Genomic DNA, 18,013 nt, shown 5'->3' with positions numbered 1-18,013 from the left:
AATTGCAATTTCAAAAAACAATTTGAATCTAAGTTTAAAACAAGGTTAAGAAAAAGTATATTTATTTGAAAATTAATTGGTTATATTTTGTTAAGCACAATTTGATTGTTTTTATTGAATATTTTAGGTTGTTGAAATCTGAAATTGAGATTGAAATTGAATTTTGTCATTGCCATTAAAAAGAACGACCTTTGTATTTCAATATTATTTTATGAATTCTGCACAGTTTTACGGTATTTTACAAAAGCGATTTCCTTTTCCTCCAACATATAAACAGGATATTTTTTTTCAGAAAATTGCCATTTTCCTGACCGAACCTCAAAATGACACCATTTTTGTTTTGAAAGGATATGCTGGAACGGGAAAAACAACTGTTATTTCTACTATTGTCAATAATTTAGCAGACATAAACAAAAAGTATGTTTTATTGGCGCCAACGGGACGTGCAGCAAAAGTAATTGCCAATTATTCTAATAATCCAGCCTTTACAATTCATAAAAAGATCTATTTTCCGAAGAAATCTTCTGGTGGTGGAGTAGCTTTTACCAAACAAGTCAACAAACATAAAAACACCATTTTTATCGTCGATGAGGCCTCGATGATTTCAGATAGTACGTTAGACAGCGGATCACTTCTAGACGATTTGATCAATTATGTGTATTCGGGACAAAACTGTAAAATGATTCTTTTGGGAGATACAGCCCAGCTTCCGCCAGTCAATTTGGATGTTAGTCCGGCTTTAGATATTGATACTTTGGGTTTTCATTACAGCAAAGAAATTGAACACATCGAATTGGACGAAGTAATGCGTCAGGAAGAAAGCTCAGGAATTTTGTACAATGCTACTGAATTACGTGAATTACTGAAAGAGAGCTTTATAACTGAATTTAAATTTAATGTAAAGAAGTTTAAAGACATTGTTCGCCTGACAGATGGGTATGATATTCAAGATGCAATAAACACTGCATACAGCAATTATAGCATTGAAGACACTGCCTTTATTGTTCGTTCTAATAAAAGGGCAAATCAATACAATGAACAGATTAGAAGCCGAATTTTATTTAAAGAAAGCGAACTTTCAGTGGGGGATTTCTTAATGGTAGTAAAGAACAATTATTTCTGGCTAAAAGAAACTGACGAAGCAGGATTTATTGCCAACGGTGATATTATTGAAGTGTTAGAACTTTTTGGAATTAAAGAATTATACGGATTTAAGTTTGCGAAAGTAAAAATTAGAATGGTCGATTACCCAGAACAAAAGCCTTTTGAAACGGTTTTAATTTTAGATACTTTAACTAGCGAATCACCATCTTTGACGTATGAAGAATCGAATCGTCTGTACGAAGAAGTGATGAAAGATTATGAAGATGAACCAACTAAATACAAGAGATTTCAAAAAGTAAAAGAAAACGAATATTTCAACGGATTGCAGGTTAAATTTTCGTACGCTATAACCTGCCACAAATCGCAAGGAGGGCAATGGAATACGGTGTTTATCGAACAGCCTTTCCTGCCAAACGGAATTGATACTGATTATATTAGATGGCTTTATACCGCTATGACACGTGCCAAAAATAAGCTATATTTGATAGGATTTAAAGATGAGAGTTTTGAGGAATAAAACACTAATTTCACGAATTAGCACGAATTCTTTTCGATTTAGATTTGTGTAAATTTGTGTAATTCGTGTTTAAATACTTTTACAATGACAACACTAAACGACTTACATTCGATTTCATCGACGTTTTCGAATACAGATAAAATGCCAGTTCTGTTTTTGGGACACGGCAGCCCAATGAATGCTATTGAAGAAAATCAGTTTGTGACTGGTTTTCGCAATTTGGCTAAAACATTACCACAACCCAACGCTATTTTATGCGTCTCGGCGCACTGGTTTACAAAAGGAACAAAAGTGACTTCTATGGAAATGCCAAGAACCATTCATGATTTTGGAGGATTTCCGCAAGCACTTTTTGATGTGCAATATCCAGCAAAAGGAAGTCCAGAATTGGCAGTTGAAACCAAAAAGCTTTTAGACCCTGTTATGGTCGAATTAGACGAGCATTGGGGATTAGACCACGGCGCTTGGAGCGTCATTAAACATTTGTATCCAAATGCAGATGTTCCTGTAATTCAATTGAGCATCGATTATACCAAATCGGGGCAATATCATTTCGAATTGGCTCAAAAACTGCAGGCACTACGCTATAAAGGCGTTTTAATCATCGGAAGCGGCAATATTGTGCACAATCTAAGAATGGTCGATTTTAGAAATTTTGATAAAGATAATTACGGCTACGATTGGGCAATTGAAGCACGAGAAACGGTAAATAATTATTTGCTTGATGGAAATTTTGAGCCTTTAATAGATTTCGAAAAAATGAATAAAGCTGTTCAATTGGCGGTTCCAACGCCAGAACATTATCTTCCGTTATTATATACTTTAGGTCTGAAAGATAAAACAGACGATTTAAGCCTGTTTAATGATAAGTTATTGGCAGGTTCATTAAGTATGACCTCAGTAAAACTCATGTAATATACTTTGTGTATCTCTGCGAAACCTTTGCGAATCTTTGCGGTATAACTATTACACAGTGATTCACCAAGAATTACGCAGAGATTCGCTAAGGTTATTTTTCTTTTTTCAAATTATAAGCATAAAGATAGCCATCTGCACTTCCGTAAAAAATAACATTATTGCTGATGAATGGAGAAGAAACAATGGAACCTAATTTGTAAAATTCATCCATGACTTTTTGATTTTCAGTATAAATAGACAAGTCGGCTTTTTTGGCGGCAAATCCAAAATCTAGATGATCATTGTTGAGAGTGCTGGCGGCATATTTGTTTCTGTTTTCTGTTGAAATAGTAGTCGATTCTTTTCCATCAGAAAGCAAGTTTAAGTTAAAGGAATTCCCCGAAAAATCACCGAAATAGATTGTGTTTCCTGCAATTGCTGGCGAAGAATAGACATATCCGTTTCCTTTAAATCGGTATTTTTCTTTTCCTGTTTTGGGATCCAATGCCAACAAAGCATAAGTATCAGAAGTTCCAACATAAAGTATATTGTCTTTGACAACAGCTGTACTCAAAATCCAAGAATTTTCGGCGTTGTATTTCCAGATTACTTTTCCTGTTTCGGTATCTAGTGCAAACAAATAAGGGTCTCTTGCGCCAAAATAAACTATTCCGTTATAAACAGTAGCAGAAGCTTGAATTCCTGTAAAACCTGTTTTGATTTCAGTAGTAAATTTCCATTTCTCTTTTCCTGTTTTACAATCCAAAGCATAAAAGACGCCATCCCATCCGCCAAAATAAACGGTATTTTTTTCTAGAATCGGAGTACTGTGTATAGCGGCTTTTGTTTGAAACTTCCATTTTAAACTTCCAGTTTTAGCATCAACAGCATATAGGTTTCCGTCACTGCTTCCAAAAATTGCCAAAGCTAATTTATTATCCAAATAAATAACGGGTGTTGAAAGATAAAAGTCCCATAAATCGGCCATAAGTAAATCACTTGGTTTCATGCCCCACATTCCAATTTCACTGTACCAGTGTTCGCCTTTGGTTTTAAATTGCCAAATCTCTTTTCCTGTTTTAGCATTTACAGCATAATAATGGCCATCAAAACTTCCAAAATAAACAATGTCATTATAAATACTTGCAGAACTATGAACGGCTCCATTGGTTTTAAATTTCCATTTTAGAGTTCCAGACTTTTCATCGACAGCATAGAAATAGCCATCTTCACTACCAATATATACTATTCCATTTTGAGCGATTGGAGAAGAAAAGATTTTACCTTCAGTTTTAAATTTCCATTTTAAATCTTGCAAAGGCTGATATCCTTTTCCTGAAAAAATACGATTAGAAAACGGATTTAAGGCATTTGAATTGCCAGTTTGCGGGAAAACATTTGAACCTAGAATTAAAAAGAAATAGAGCAGGAGAGAAGTAAAGTTTCTTTTCATAGTTTTTCTTATAAAAGTAAAAATATTTATAAGATATTAAAATACAATGCTTTGAGAAATATGTTATAAATATATTTTAGAAAGCTCTTTGTGAATAGTATATCTGTTTTTTGATGGAAATAGCCAAAGAAGGCCTCAAAGTTTTCCAATCGTTTTCCATTTAATTTGTTTATTTTTGTGTAAGTAATTGTTTGTCAGTTGATTATTTGTTGTGTGTCTTCTTTTTAAGTAGCTTTTTAAATGCCTTTTTGTGATTAACTGGTGATAATTTAAAAAATGATAGAAGATGTTTACAAATGAAGTAAAAGTGCGGCATCAGCACTATAATCACTGATAAAACTAAGATGAATCCAAACAAAGCATTATGGGAAAAAGGCGATTTTACACGCGTTGCAGAATCTATGAGAGAAAGCGGTGCGGAATTGGTTGCCAAAATTGGAATAAAAGAAAACAGTAACGTTTTAGATCTCGGCTGTGGCGATGGTACTACGGCAATACCTTCGGCAAAATTAGGAGCCAATGTTTTAGGTGTTGATATAGCAAGAAATTTAGTTGAAGCGGGTAATCTTCGAGCAAAAAAGGAAGGATTGGTTAATATTGTATTTCAAGAAGGTGACGCAACCGATTTGAATGAATTGAAAAATCAAACTTATGATGTTACGATGAGTATTTTTGGAGCAATGTTTGCTCCAAAACCTTTTGATGTTGCTAAAGAAATGGTTCGTGTCACACGACCTGGAGGTAAAATTATTATGGGTAATTGGATACCAGGAGATCCAACATTGATTGCACAAATCTTGAAAATTAGTGCTGAATTTACACCTCCGCCTCCGGAAGGTTTTGTAAGTCCAATGCTTTGGGGTATTGAGGATAACGTAATCGAAAGATTCACAAATGCGGGTGTTCCTAAAGAAAGTATTTCTTTTGAGAGAGATACCTTTACATTTAAAGCATCATTCCCACCTTCGGAGTGGCTAAATCGATTAAAAACTTACTATGGTCCAACGATGAATGCTTTTGAAGCTGCCGAACAAAATGGAAAGACTTCGGATTTGTATGCTAAACTTGAAGGATTAGTTAATAGCCAAAACCAAAGTAATGACAATTCTACATTAATTCCAGCAACTTATCTTCGGGTTACAGTTTCGGTTTAATTTTTCGTCTTAATATTCTTGAACATGATTTTCATCTTTTACAGAAATAGAAAACAGAGAATTTAAAAGTAATTTTTGCATATTTGCAAACACTTAAAAGCAGTGAAAATTAAATTATTAAATTTTGAGTTTTTTAAACTCAGTAAAATATAAGAATGAAAATAATAGCGGTAATTCCAGCCAGATATGCATCAACACGTTTTCCAGCAAAATTAATGCAGGATTTAGGTGGCAAAACAGTAATTCTGAGAACCTATGAAGCAGCAGTTTCGACAGCATTGTTTGATGATGTTTTTGTAGTAACTGATTCTGATTTGATTTTTGATGAAATTGTCTCGAATGGAGGAAAAGCCATTATGAGTATCAAAGAACATGAATCAGGTAGTGATCGAATTGCTGAGGCTATTGCAGATCTCGATGTTGATATTGTGGTAAATGTCCAAGGTGATGAGCCTTTTACTGAAGCAGAACCTTTAGCGCAAGTTTTATCGGTTTTTAAAAATGATCCAGATAGAAAGATTGACTTGGCTTCGTTAATGCGAGAAATTACAAACGAAGATGAAATTAATAATCCGAATAATGTAAAAGTGGTGGTTGATCAGTCACAGTTTGCATTGTATTTTTCACGCTCTGTAGTTCCGTATCCGAGAGAGAAAAATGTTGGAGTAAGGTATTTTCAGCATATCGGAATTTATGCTTTTAGAAAACAGGCGTTATTGGACTTTTACAGTCTTCCAATGAAATCTTTGGAAGCTTCTGAGAAGTTAGAGCAATTACGCTATTTAGAGTTTGGAAAACGTATCAAAATGGTCGAAACGACTCATGTTGGAATCGGGATTGATACGGCTGAGGATTTGGAGAGAGCGAGAGCTATGCTAAAGGATCTTTAATTCGTCGTATAGAACGCGGATGAAACAGATTCGCTTTCGCGAAAGCGCGGATTTAAACGGATTATTTTATATAAATTATGTTCTAACCGCATTTTGTGTCATTTCGACGAAGGAGAAATCTCCACGAGAAACTCCGCAATGTGAACCAATCTTTGTCGAGCCACTTACGAAGATTTCTCCTTCGTCGAAATGACAAAACTGTGCACTCACTTTGGGTAAAAACATAAAAAAAGCTCCAAGATTTTGGAGCTTTTTTTATATCTAAAATTCTTAGTTACTGATATAAAGCAGGATACTTAGAAGGATTAACTTCGTGCATCATATCGTAAATCTTCTCGTAAATATCTTCTGCAGAAGGTTTAGAGAAATAATCACCATCAGTTCCGTATGCAGGTCTATGCGCTTTTGCTGCTAAAGTCTGTGGTTTGCTGTCTAAGTGTTTGTAAGCATCTTGCTCTTCTAAAATCTGCTGTAAGATGAATGCTGAAGCTCCTCCAGGAACATCTTCGTCAATTACTAAAAGACGATTTGTTTTGGCAATACTTTTTACAATGTCTTTGCTAATATCAAACGGAAGTAAAGATTGAACGTCAATAACTTCGCAATCAATTCCTTTTTCTGCTAATTCATTAGCAGCTTGCATAACCAATCTTAAAGTTGATCCGTAAGAAACTAAAGTAATATCAGAACCTTCTCTTAAAGTTTCTACAACTCCGATTGGTGTTTTAAATTCACCAAAATTCAAAGGCGTTTTTTCTTTTAGACGGTATCCGTTCAAACATTCAATAACTAAAGCAGGCTCGTCACATTCTAACAAAGTGTTATAAAAACCAGCAGCTTGTGTCATATCTCTTGGAACTAAAACGTGAATTCCGCGAATTGCATTGATAATCATTCCCATTGGAGAACCAGAATGCCAGATTCCTTCCAAACGGTGTCCACGCGTTCTAATGATTAACGGTGCTTTCTGTTTTCCAACAGTTCTATATTGTAATGTAGCTAAATCGTCACTCATGATCTGAATAGCATACAATAAATAATCTAAGTACTGAATTTCAGCAATCGGGCGTAAACCTCTCAATGCCATTCCGATTCCCTGACCAATAATAGTCGCTTCACGAATTCCGACATCGGCAACACGAAGTTCTCCGTATTTTTCTTGCATTCCTTCAAGACCTTGATTTACGTCTCCGATGTTTCCAACATCTTCACCGAAAATTAAAGTTTCTGGATATTTTGCAAATATGGCGTCAAAGTTATCACGAAGAATCATTCTTCCATCCAAATCTGGTTTTGCATTTTCTGCATATTTAGGAAGAACTTTTTCTACTGAAAATACATTTTGATTAGACTCTGAATGTAAATTACTGCTGAATTTTTCCTGAGTTTCGTTTAAGAATCTTGTAATCCAGTTGGATAAAAGAACTTTGCTGTTTGGTACTTCAATAAAACGAAGAATCTTTCTAGCATAAACTAATAACTCCTTTTTTAACGGCGCTTTAATTGCAGCCAATTCAGAAATTAATTTTTTGATTCTTTCTTTATGATTGATGCTTGCTTCAGCAATTTGCTCCAATAAAGCTAAAAGATTCTTTTGCTCATCAATAATTGGATTAATGAAGCTGTTCCAAGCTTCTTTTTTAGCTTCTAGAACTTCTTTCTTTAATTCGAAATCAAGTTCTGCCAATTCCTCTGGAGAAGCAATATTAATAGCAATCATCCAAAGACGCATTTGGCGAATACAGTCAAAATCTCTTTCCCAAGCCAGTCTTTCTGCACTTTTGTAACGTTCATGAGAACCAGAAGTAGAGTGGCCTTGAGGTTGTGTCAATTCGTTTACGTGAATTAAAACAGGAATATGTTCTTCGCGTGCAATGGCTCCGGCTCTTTCGTAAGTAGAAACCAACTCAGCATAATCCCAGCCTTTAACCCTAAAGATTTCGTAACCTTTAGAATCTTCATCGCGTTGATATCCTTTTAAAATTTCAGAAATATTCTCTTTAGTAGTTTGGTGTTTAGCGTGAACTGAAATTCCGTATTCATCATCCCAAACACTCATTACCATCGGAACTTGTAAAACTCCCGCAGCATTTATGGTTTCAAAAAATAAACCTTCAGAAGTACTCGCATTACCAATAGTTCCCCAAGCAACTTCGTTTCCGTTTACAGAAAACTTATCTTTAATGGTAATTCCGTCTACGTTTCGGTAAATTTTTGAAGCTTGAGCCAATCCCAATAATCTAGGCATTTGACCAGCAGTAGGAGATATATCTGAACTTGAATTTTTTTGTTTCGTTAAGTCTTTCCAAGAACCGTCTTCGTTTAAACTGTGCGTTACAAAGTGTCCGCCCATTTGTCTTCCCGCAGACATTGGATCAAAAGCTAAATCAGTATGACCATATAAACCAGCGAAAAATTGTTTAGCATCCAATTCGCCAATAGCCATCATAAAAGTTTGATCGCGATAGTATCCAGAACGGAAGTCTCCATTCTTAAAAGCTTTGGCCATTGCCAGCTGTGGCACTTCTTTTCCGTCTCCGAAAATACCAAATTTAGCTTTTCCGGTTAATACTTCTTTTCGACCTAAAAGACTACATTCACGGCTTGTTACCGCAATTCTATAGTCATTCAATACCTCAGTTTTGAAATCTTCAAATGTCAGTGTAGTATTGCTTTTTTCTTTTATCATAATCTTGCAGGGTCATGTTGTTTATGTCGCGAAATTACTTAAAAACAATCAATAATCATAATTCTTTGAAGTAAATATAATTTAATTATTTGTATTCAAATCTAAAAACTACGTATTTTATTTATGTGATTTTTATGTAAAATTTAATTTTATTGATAATTTCGCAAGTTTTTGTTTAAAATTCATTTGATTAAAACCATTTTCGGGTAAAAAGTGTGACTAACGTTTTTGGTGAAAATGTGATTATAAATCGTATTTTTTCATTGTATTTAGGCTGTGTTATTTCCCATCCATTATTAGAATAAACAGGGAAATAGAGTTCAAAGTAGTCAGGAACAAGATTTAAACGCACTCCAGAATCGTAGGCAAAGAACTCACTTTGGTGTTTGTTTTTCAAGAAACCAATGTCTCCGTAAAGCTCAACCCAGTTCCATACGGCATAACTTGCGTTTAGAGTTGCCATCCATTGATTGGCGTAAGAAGGCTCTAATTGTGATTTGAAACCTCCTTCGGCAATTACATATTGTTGGCTAAAAAATCCTGTGCTTTCTGATCTTCCAAATAAATTATAATCAAATAAATAATCAGTCGGACGGTCTAAGCCAAAACTGAAATAATCTGAATTTGTTGTGTTGTACAAGAAACTTCCTGCGTATAATCTTAAGTTTAACTTTTTATTGTTTTCAAACAATCTTCTGTATTCTACTTCTCCCGCAACTTTTCCGAATCCTCCAGAAAACTGCAGATCGGTCATAAAGCTAAAATGATCAATTAATTCTGTTTTTGTATTAGCATAACGCGCATTAAATACTGAATAATTTGGTTCTGAATTATCTGTTATATAACTGCTGGCTTCACGGTTTACAATAACCTGGCGAAATAAAAATGTTTGTTTTCTATTATCTCTGAAATCTTTTTCGCGTATGCGAAACACCACCATTGGATTTAATCTCAAATAAGTAGCGTCTGGCGCATAATGAAAATAATTTTGACTGATAGAATATCGGACATTGAATAAAGTACTGTTTCTATAGTACTGATTCCATGAAAAGGCTGACGAACCAGAAATTGTTCCTGCCTTTATGGAATACGCCGGATTAATATCAAAATTAAAAGGTTTGTCTAAAATGGTTTTATTTTGAAAACGAACTCCCGGTGTAAAACCATCATATAAGTTATAGTTTAATGTCGGAATATATAAAATCTGATTGTAGTATGGGTCTTCTAAATCTTTAGCAAAATTAAATTTTAAAGGACGGTTCAGAGAAACATGTTTTAGAGATCTCCAATTGTTTCTCTGGTTGTACTCTGGAACTTCATTGTCATAATTAATGACAATTTTATCTGCATTTTTTCTGCTGATTTCGTAAACTGAATCTTTTGTTTTGGGCTCTATCCATTGTTTAAAAACTACTTCCTTCTTTTTAACTCCATAAATTGGAATAGGAGCGTAGATTCCGGTTTTATTTTTAATCGAAAACGTAATGCTATCTGCCGTTCTGGAAACATTAGAAAATTTATAATCGATAATATCTCTCGAATCGATAATGGTTTTAAAGAACCAATCGATATTTTTTTGGCTCTTTTGAGTTAAGATTTTTTCAAAATCGTATCGATTAGACTGTCCAATTTGGTTAAGATTGTAAAATTCTTTTACACTTTTAGGAACAATGTCATGATTAAGGTAATCATCCAAATAACTCAAACTTAAACCTGCACGATATTTACTGGCAATTTGTTCGTTAAATTTTATGAGCGTATTTTTTGGATCACCAAGAGGCTGATCCAAGTTTTTACGCGCCATAAGCATATAATAATAACTGTATTGCTCATTAAAAGTCAGATTGGTAATATGATAACTTTTAAAGAGTTTCATATCTGAAAGTTTTCCCAGCATTTTTTCATCCTGATGATGTTCTTCCATGTACTTCATCATGGTATAAATCTGGATTCCGTCATAAACCCAATTATCTTTTCTAGGATCTAAACGCAGACTGCTTTTGAGGTAATTGTTTAAAAAAGTCTTTAGAAATTGAATTTCAAAAATAAAGTCGTCTTGAAATGGACTGATAAAAGAGGGCAACTGATTTAAACCATAAAATGGATTTCTATCATAATCTGCCTGAGAAACGGTAATTCTTTCGTGCGGATATTTGCCAATAAACTTCTCAGCATAAGAAACCACGCGATTAATAATAATAGCTTTCTGGTATTCGTCTATTTTTTTATTTTTTAAATTCGTTAGAACCTGTAAAGAGCCATTGTCATAAGTTCTAAAGCTATTTTGCTTTTCGATATAAAGATTTAGATCGGTTCTGTTTTTGCCTGAAAAAGAATAAATACTATAGCCCTGATTGGTTGAATCTTTCGAAACCGAATTTAAATCGGTCGTTATGGAATACTGATTAGGAATCTTAATTTCCACTTCATAATCACTTACGGCGTTGGCAATATCATCCAGATTGAAATTGTTGTACTTTACAAAAAAGCCATTTTCAAAACGGGCAGGACTTAAAAACCAATTTTTTAATGCCATACCGCCATTTTGAGTAAATCCAAAATGAGTAAACTTATCGTTTGGAATTTTTACAATATAATTAAGATGCAAATCAATTTTTTCGTTTGGAAGAAGTTTACGATTCAATCGAACCGTAACATAGTCAGGATCTGCAGCACTTCTTTCCCATTCAAGAGCTGAAAAATTGGTTTCAGTCAGATTTATAATTGTGGTTTTTCCTCTATCTGCCGCTTTCGCCAAGTGGAAACCTCTGTAGAATTCATCAGAAAAACGTTTTGCCAAGGGCGTATTTTTGTCTGCAAAAGCATTATTCCAATCATTCAAAACAATTGAAGTCAGAGTATCATTTGTATTATTATGATACGTAATATCCTGTTTTATGTTCAGTGTTTTAAGTTCAAGATTTACCGCCACTTCCATCTTAGATTGATGTTGTGCAGTAAGTTTTATCGAGAATAATAAAACTAAAACGAGGCAAATAATTTTATAAAGTGCTTTCAAATAATGGCTTAAAAGTTATAAGAGATACTTATGTTACGGACATATTGAAGTTACGGATTTTTGTAAAAATAGTATAAAAAAAGCTGTTTAAAAAAACAGCTTTCAATTTTTGCGTATTTGCAGTATATTTTAACCATATGAGTGATATAAGTGTATTTAGCGCAAAGCTTAAAAATATACTTTTAAATGAGCTTATATTACTTATATGGTTTTGAAAATTAGAAATTCGGACTTAAATCGTACTTTTTGTAGAATTTATCCAATGCTTCTACAACTTCGTCTTCTGTGTCTACAATTTTAAATAAATTCAAATCTTCAGGGCTTACTGTATGCATTTTTTCAACCAAAACAGTTTTAACCCATTCGATCAAGCCAGACCAGAATTCAACTCCAACTAGAATAATAGGGAATTTTCCAATTTTCTTAGTCTGAATCAAAGTGATTGCTTCAAACATTTCGTCCAAAGTTCCAAAACCTCCTGGCATAACTACAAACCCTTGCGAATACTTTACGAACATTACTTTTCTCACAAAGAAATAGTCGAAATTCAAGTTTTTATCGTGATCAATATACGGATTAAAATGCTGTTCAAACGGAAGTTCGATATTTAAACCAACCGAAGTTCCTCCGCCCAAATGCGCACCTTTATTTCCAGCTTCCATAATTCCGGGACCACCTCCTGTAATCACACCGTAACCTGCTTTACTGATTTTATAAGCGATTTTTTCTGCCAATTGATAGTACTTGTCATCTGGTTTTGTTCTTGCCGATCCAAAAATAGAAACACAAGGACCAATACGTCCCATTGCTTCGTAACCATTTACAAACTCAGACATAATTTTAAAAATTGCCCAGCTGTCATTGGTTTTAATTTCATTCCAGGTTCTTTGTTTCAAACGATCCTGAATTACTTTATCTTCATCATTATCAAAATCTTCTAATCTCATTTTAGGTATTTTAATTTATTATTTTATTTATGTTTTTGTCCCATTTTGTCATCCTGAGCGTAGTCGAAGGAAGGAGCTGATTCCTGCTGTCCGCTATATCTTTTGTGGCGAACCCCGCCACAAAAGGATGCCGCTCCCATCAGGGCTAGGGCAGTTGGTTTCAAATAAACATTCGGTTTAATTGAAACATGTTTTCTTTAAAAAGCTTGAATTTTTCAAAAAAAGCGGACACTAAATTAACGCTTTTTTCTAGAATTGTTATAGAAATACGAAATTATTAGATTGTAAAAGTGGAGAGATAAAGTTTTGTTTTATCGATTTGTTTTGAATATCAGTGATCTGTGCGATGAAAAAACAGTGTTTTAATAATAATTTATTTTTCGAGTCATTTTGGTATCAAAAGATCCATTTTTAAAAATTACAATTGAAGTCCAGTTATTGTTTGTGTCATACTGATATTTTTGCTGTATAGCGAAAATATTTTGATTAGTCTCCTTATCGGTTAATATATCAGATATGAGATTATTATTTTTATCGTATTTGCATTTTCGAATTGCTCCATCATAAGTCAATTCCGTAAGGTTATTATTAATGTCAAATTTAAAAGTTTGAGTATCAGGTTCATCAAAATAAGTAGAAGTAATTGAAGTGATTTTACTGAAATCGTCATATTTTAGATTAGTTGATTTATCTATACTCTTATCTTTGTAAAAATGATCAAATTTTGAAATTTCTCCTTTTTTGTTTAGGTAATAAACATTTTTACTGAAATTGGGATTAATTGTTATTGAATCCTTTTTTAATTTTTTCGAGCTATGATTATTATTTTCAAAATGATATTTTTTTTCTGTAATGATACTCATTTTGTACTCATAAATAGATAAATTTCCAGCAAGGTATGGCATATTTTCTGCGATGCTATATTGATACATTTTTGCTAATTTATTTTTTTCTAAATATTCATAATCAGTAACATTTATTTCATAAATTTTTTGTTTTAAATCATAATTAGTTAATGATTTTCTTACAATATTATTGTTGTGATTATAAACAATACTATCTATAGAACTTAATCTTTCTGATTTGTCGTTTCTAATTTCATAGTGCTGTCTAGTAATGATTTCTTTAGAGTAATTAAATATGATTTTTTGGTTTCGATAAAAATCTTCATTCTTCGTTATTTTACCATCAGGCGTAAATTCGATATAATATGTTTTTGCAGTATTATCATCATAATAGCAGCTAATATTTTTAATAGGTTTTCCCTTTTTAAAATCAAGATCTTTTTGGTTAGTTGGAAAAACATGTAGTGTTGGGTTAATTTTAAAATCACTGATTGCAACTTGATAATAATTTTTAGGGTCATTAAAAGTTTCTATTTGCTGACTAAATATAGCGTGATTTACCAATAACAAAAGGAAAATGATTTTCTTCATATATTTAAAATATTACTCTAGCTCTTTTTTCAAAAACTTAGCCGTATAACTCTTTTTATTCTGAGCCACTTCTTCTGGCGTTCCTTTGGCAACCAATTGACCGCCGCCTTTTCCGCCTTCTGGACCAATGTCAATAATATAATCGGCAAGTTTGATAACGTCCATATTATGTTCGATTACCAAAATTGTATTTCCTTTATCAACCAATTTATTGATTACTTCCATCAAAACGCGAATGTCTTCAAAGTGCAAACCTGTTGTTGGCTCATCTAGAATATAAAATGTATTTCCAGTATCTTTTTTAGACAATTCTCCTGCCAATTTAATACGTTGTGCTTCACCACCCGAAAGTGTTGTGCTTTGCTGACCAAGTGTAATGTAGCCCAAACCAACATCTTGAATGGTTTTGATTTTTCTATAAATCTTCGGAATGTTTTCAAAAAACGGAACCGCTTCATCAACCGTCATATCCAAAACATCAGAAATAGATTTCCCTTTATATCTAATTTCTAAAGTTTCTCTGTTGAAACGTTTGCCTTGACACGTTTCACATTCTACGTAAACGTCCGGTAAAAAGTTCATTTCGATTGTTCTTACACCAGAACCTTCGCAGGTTTCGCAACGTCCGCCTTTTACGTTAAAGCTAAAACGTCCTGCTTTATAACCACGAATCATACTTTCAGAAGTCATAGTGAACAGATTTCTGATTTCAGTGAAAACCTCTGTATATGTTGCAGGATTCGAACGTGGTGTTCTTCCAATCGGACTTTGGTCAATATCAATTACTTTGTCGATATGTTCTAAACCTTCAATCTTTTTATAAGGTTGCGGTTTTTTTACGCCATTAAAATAATACGCATTTAAAATAGGATAAAGCGTTTCGTTAATTAAAGTCGATTTTCCACTTCCAGAAACTCCTGTAACACAGGTTAATTGACCTAATGGAATTTCAATAGAAACATTTTTTAAGTTATTTCCTGTTGCTCCAGTCAGTTTTAAGAATTTGCCATTTCCTTTTCTCCTTTTCTTCGGAATGTCAAATTTCATTTTACCATTCAAATATTGAGCGGTAATAGTGTTCGAAGCTAAAGTTTCTTTCGGTGTCCCAATACTGATGATTTCTCCACCATATTTACCCGCTTTTGGGCCAATATCAATAACATAATCTGCTGTTTCGATCATGTCTTTATCGTGTTCAACCACAATAACAGAGTTTCCGATATCGCGTAATTGTTCCAAAGAATGAATTAGTTTTTCATTATCTCTTTGGTGTAAACCAATACTTGGTTCATCCAAAATATATAAAACGCCAACCAATTGCGAACCAATTTGTGTTGCTAGACGAATACGCTGTGCTTCACCACCAGAAAGCGATTTTGAACTTCGGCTTAAAGCCAGATAATTCAAACCAACATTCATCAAGAAATTCAAACGGTCTTTGATTTCTTTTACAACTTCAGATGCAATTAAAAGCTGTTTGTCTGTCAAATGGCTATTTAAATCTTGAAACCAAGCTGTTAAATCTGAAATATCCATATCACACAATTCGGTGATATTTTTTTCATTTACCCTAAAAAATAATGCTTCTTTTTTAAGGCGTGAGCCATCACAAACAGGACAGTTAATTTCGTCCATAAAATCTTTTGCCCAACGTTTTATGCTGGTTGTGGCACTTTCGTCATATTGATTTTTGATGAAGTTGGAAATTCCCTCAAAATCAATTTTATATTCCCTTGTTACGCCAAGATCTTTTGAGTTGATTGAAAATTTATCTTTTCCGCCATACAAAATCATTTGCATGGCTTCTTCTGGAATCTTTTCAATCGGATCCGTAATTTTAAATCCGAATTTTTCTCCAATAGTTTCCAATTGTTTGAAAATCCATGAAGATTTGTATTCGCCAAGCGGAGCAAAACCACCTGCTTTTATAGATAATTTCGGATTCGGAATAATCTTTTTAACGTTGATTTCGTGTACTGTTCCCAATCCATTGCAATGCGGACAAGCACCTTTTGGAGAGTTGAAAGAGAATAAATTTGGTTCTGGATTTTGGTACGATATTCCTGTTGAAGGACACATTAAATTACGGCTGAAATAACGCACTTCATTAGAATCCTGATCTAAAATCATCAAGACATCTTCACCGTGATGCATCGCAGTATTGATGCTTTCTGATAATCTTTTTTGCGTATCAGAATTATCTTCGATTACCATTCTATCAACAACAATCTCAATATCGTGTGTTTTGTAACGATCCAATTTCATTCCTGCAACCAAATCTTGAACTTCGCCGTTTACACGAACTTTCAAGAATCCTTGTTTGGTAATCTGCTGGAATAATTCCGCATAATGCCCTTTTCTGGCTTTAATTACTGGCGCTAGAATATTGATTCGTTTTCCGCTATAATCCTGAATAATCAGATCTTTAATCTGTTCATCAGAGTACGAAACCATTTTTTCGCCCGTGTTATAACTGTACGCATCTGCACCACGTGCATATAAAAGTCTAAGGAAATCGTAAATTTCAGTAATCGTTCCAACCGTAGAGCGCGGACTTTTACTTGTTGTTTTTTGTTCAATCGCAATTACAGGAGAAAGGCCGTCGATTTTATCTACATCAGGGCGCTCCAATCCGCCAAGGAATTGTCTCGCATAGGCAGAAAACGTTTCAACATAGCGACGCTGCCCCTCAGCATAAATAGTATCAAATGCCAAAGAAGATTTTCCCGAACCTGATAAACCAGTAATTACAACCAGTTTTTCACGCGGAATAGATATATCGATATTTTTTAGATTATGAACTCTTGCACCAAGAACTTCAATAGTATTGTCTTTATCTAGCATAATTTTGAGCAAAAACGCAAAGTTACCACTTTGATTTGTTCTTTTAGTGCTCGATAGCAAAACTTTATGTTACAATTAGTAACAAAAAACGCTAGTATAAACTAGCGCTTTCTTTTTCGGGTTGCCATATAGTTTTCAATGGCTTCTTTGGTGGTATACCAATTTCGGCCTTCTTTGTAAGCATCAATTTTTCCTGTTCTGGCCAATAAACTAACATATTCTTGACTATAAGGTGTATTTGGTTCGCTCACAATATTTTGAATTGACTGATAGTCATAAGGGCTTTCAGGCATCGCGCCAAGATAAATATTAAGCGTTCTTTCGAGTGCCTGACACATTAAAAGCGTCAATTTTTGATAATTTCCATTATTTGCTTGATTGAGCGCTTCGTAATATTTCTTGCGATCATTTTTTAGAATAATAGCAGGCGGAAAACCACTTCGCATCAATAATAAATTCATGCTTAATCGAACCGTGCGCCCATTTCCATCAAAAAAAGGATGAATCTAGACTAGTTTATGATGGTAGATTGTTGCCAATTCTATATCGTTTAAATCTAAAGGATTTGTATTGATAAACTCGATTAGCTCGTCTAAATAATCTGAAACTTTATTAGCATTTGGAGGCATGAAATTAGCTCCTGAAATTCGAACTCCTCCGTTACGAATTCTTCCAGCAAAATCTTCCTCGATGGAACGCATTGCCAAACCATGAATAGACAGAATATCGATACTTCTTAGTTTATAATTCTCATCAACAATAGTGTAGAGGTAATCAATAGCTTTGTCATGATTATGGGTTTCAAAATGTTCACGCAGCGATTTTCCTTTAATGGTAATTCCTTCTTGAATAACCATTTGGGTTTCTCTCAAACTAAGTGTATTTCCTTCAATACTGTTTGAGTTGTAAGTCCATTCTAGAGAAAGACTTTCTCGTATTTTATTCAAGGCAATATTAGGCAATGGTCTGCTGTTTTGCAGTTCTTGCCTTTTTTGGTACAATCGATCAAAGGTTGATTGAAATTCTTCTCTGTATGTTAGGTCAATATTAAACATAATCCTAC

At 33.7% G+C, this 18,013-nt stretch carries 10 protein-coding genes and 1 pseudogene; 4 read left to right on the top strand and 7 right to left on the bottom strand.

All coding sequences use genetic code 11. The features are described 5' to 3' along the window. Positions 1 to 211 precede the first annotated feature (211 nt). Positions 212 to 1,621: an ATP-dependent DNA helicase gene (locus tag PQ463_RS10290; protein ID WP_274257683.1), complete on the top strand. Its 1,410-nt coding sequence runs from the start codon at positions 212 to 214 to the stop codon at positions 1,619 to 1,621. An 84-nt stretch (positions 1,622 to 1,705) separates the two neighbouring features. Then, on the top strand, positions 1,706 to 2,536 hold the full coding sequence (ygiD, locus tag PQ463_RS10285; RefSeq protein ID WP_274257681.1) for a 4,5-DOPA-extradiol-dioxygenase: 831 nt from the start codon (positions 1,706 to 1,708) through the stop codon (positions 2,534 to 2,536). Between the two features lie 94 nt (positions 2,537 to 2,630). Here the strand turns inward: ygiD and PQ463_RS10280 are convergent, their stop codons facing one another. Continuing rightward, positions 2,631 to 3,971 (bottom strand): outer membrane protein assembly factor BamB family protein, encoded by a 1,341-nt coding sequence (locus tag PQ463_RS10280; RefSeq protein ID WP_274257679.1) that lies wholly within the window; start codon positions 3,969 to 3,971, stop codon positions 2,631 to 2,633. Positions 3,972 to 4,315: 344 nt separating this feature from the next. Here PQ463_RS10280 and PQ463_RS10275 point away from each other — a divergent pair, with 344 nt between their 5' ends. Both PQ463_RS10275 and kdsB read left to right on the top strand, forming a co-directional pair. Continuing rightward, positions 4,316 to 5,125: a class I SAM-dependent methyltransferase gene (locus tag PQ463_RS10275; protein WP_274257677.1), complete on the top strand. Its 810-nt coding sequence runs from the start codon at positions 4,316 to 4,318 to the stop codon at positions 5,123 to 5,125. 155 nt (positions 5,126 to 5,280) lie between these two features. Continuing rightward, positions 5,281 to 6,015 carry a 3-deoxy-manno-octulosonate cytidylyltransferase gene (gene kdsB, locus PQ463_RS10270; protein ID WP_274257675.1) on the top strand — a complete coding sequence of 245 codons (735 nt, stop codon included), beginning with the start codon at positions 5,281 to 5,283 and terminating at the stop codon, positions 6,013 to 6,015. A gap of 274 nt (positions 6,016 to 6,289) precedes the next feature. On the opposite strand, the gene PQ463_RS10265 is transcribed toward kdsB, so the two are convergent. The 6 genes and pseudogenes from PQ463_RS10265 to PQ463_RS10240 form a co-directional block, all read right to left on the bottom strand. Next, positions 6,290 to 8,704, bottom strand: coding sequence for an alpha-ketoacid dehydrogenase subunit alpha/beta (locus PQ463_RS10265; protein ID WP_274257672.1), 2,415 nt, complete (start codon positions 8,702 to 8,704; stop codon positions 6,290 to 6,292). Between the two features lie 190 nt (positions 8,705 to 8,894). After that, positions 8,895 to 11,642 carry a gluzincin family metallopeptidase gene (locus PQ463_RS10260; RefSeq protein ID WP_274257951.1) on the bottom strand — a complete coding sequence of 916 codons (2,748 nt, stop codon included), beginning with the start codon at positions 11,640 to 11,642 and terminating at the stop codon, positions 8,895 to 8,897. 299 nt (positions 11,643 to 11,941) lie between these two features. Continuing rightward, entirely contained in the window at positions 11,942 to 12,670 is a 729-nt protein-coding gene (locus tag PQ463_RS10255; RefSeq protein WP_111377213.1) for an LOG family protein, read from the bottom strand. Positions 12,671 to 13,032: 362 nt separating this feature from the next. Beyond that, the gene (locus PQ463_RS10250) at positions 13,033 to 14,106 is read right to left on the bottom strand and encodes a hypothetical protein (protein WP_274257669.1); all 1,074 of its coding nucleotides are present in this window, start codon (positions 14,104 to 14,106) and stop codon (positions 13,033 to 13,035) included. A 12-nt stretch (positions 14,107 to 14,118) separates the two neighbouring features. After that, positions 14,119 to 16,950, bottom strand: a complete 2,832-nt coding sequence (gene uvrA / locus PQ463_RS10245; RefSeq protein WP_274257668.1) for an excinuclease ABC subunit UvrA — start codon at positions 16,948 to 16,950, stop codon at positions 14,119 to 14,121. Between the two features lie 101 nt (positions 16,951 to 17,051). Continuing rightward, positions 17,052 to 18,005 (bottom strand): annotated as a pseudogene (locus PQ463_RS10240) (Fic family protein). Positions 18,006 to 18,013: the final 8 nt, after the last annotated feature.

It is taken from the genome of Flavobacterium sp. KACC 22763 (genome assembly GCF_028736155.1).
Lineage (GTDB): Bacteria > Bacteroidota > Bacteroidia > Flavobacteriales > Flavobacteriaceae > Flavobacterium.
The sequence above is the reverse complement of the archived record's forward strand: the minus strand, read 5'-3'. Positions and strand labels throughout refer to the sequence as shown.

Bases quoted from the DNA above. Each gene is read 5' to 3' on its own strand.
- PQ463_RS10280 (WP_274257679.1), bottom strand. From the start codon at position 3,971: ATGAAAAGAAACTTTACTTCTCTCCTGCTCTATTTCTTTTTAATTCTA.
- PQ463_RS10260 (WP_274257951.1), bottom strand. From the start codon at position 11,642: ATGGAAGTGGCGGTAAATCTTGAACTTAAAACACTGAACATAAAACAG.
- uvrA (WP_274257668.1), bottom strand. From the start codon at position 16,950: ATGCTAGATAAAGACAATACTATTGAAGTTCTTGGTGCAAGAGTTCAT.
- kdsB (WP_274257675.1), top strand. From the start codon at position 5,281: ATGAAAATAATAGCGGTAATTCCAGCCAGATATGCATCAACACGTTTT.
- PQ463_RS10265 (WP_274257672.1), bottom strand. From the start codon at position 8,704: ATGATAAAAGAAAAAAGCAATACTACACTGACATTTGAAGATTTCAAA.
- PQ463_RS10255 (WP_111377213.1), bottom strand. From the start codon at position 12,670: ATGAGATTAGAAGATTTTGATAATGATGAAGATAAAGTAATTCAGGAT.
- PQ463_RS10250 (WP_274257669.1), bottom strand. From the start codon at position 14,106: ATGAAGAAAATCATTTTCCTTTTGTTATTGGTAAATCACGCTATATTT.
- PQ463_RS10275 (WP_274257677.1), top strand. From the start codon at position 4,316: ATGAATCCAAACAAAGCATTATGGGAAAAAGGCGATTTTACACGCGTT.
- PQ463_RS10290 (WP_274257683.1), top strand. From the start codon at position 212: ATGAATTCTGCACAGTTTTACGGTATTTTACAAAAGCGATTTCCTTTT.
- ygiD (WP_274257681.1), top strand. From the start codon at position 1,706: ATGACAACACTAAACGACTTACATTCGATTTCATCGACGTTTTCGAAT.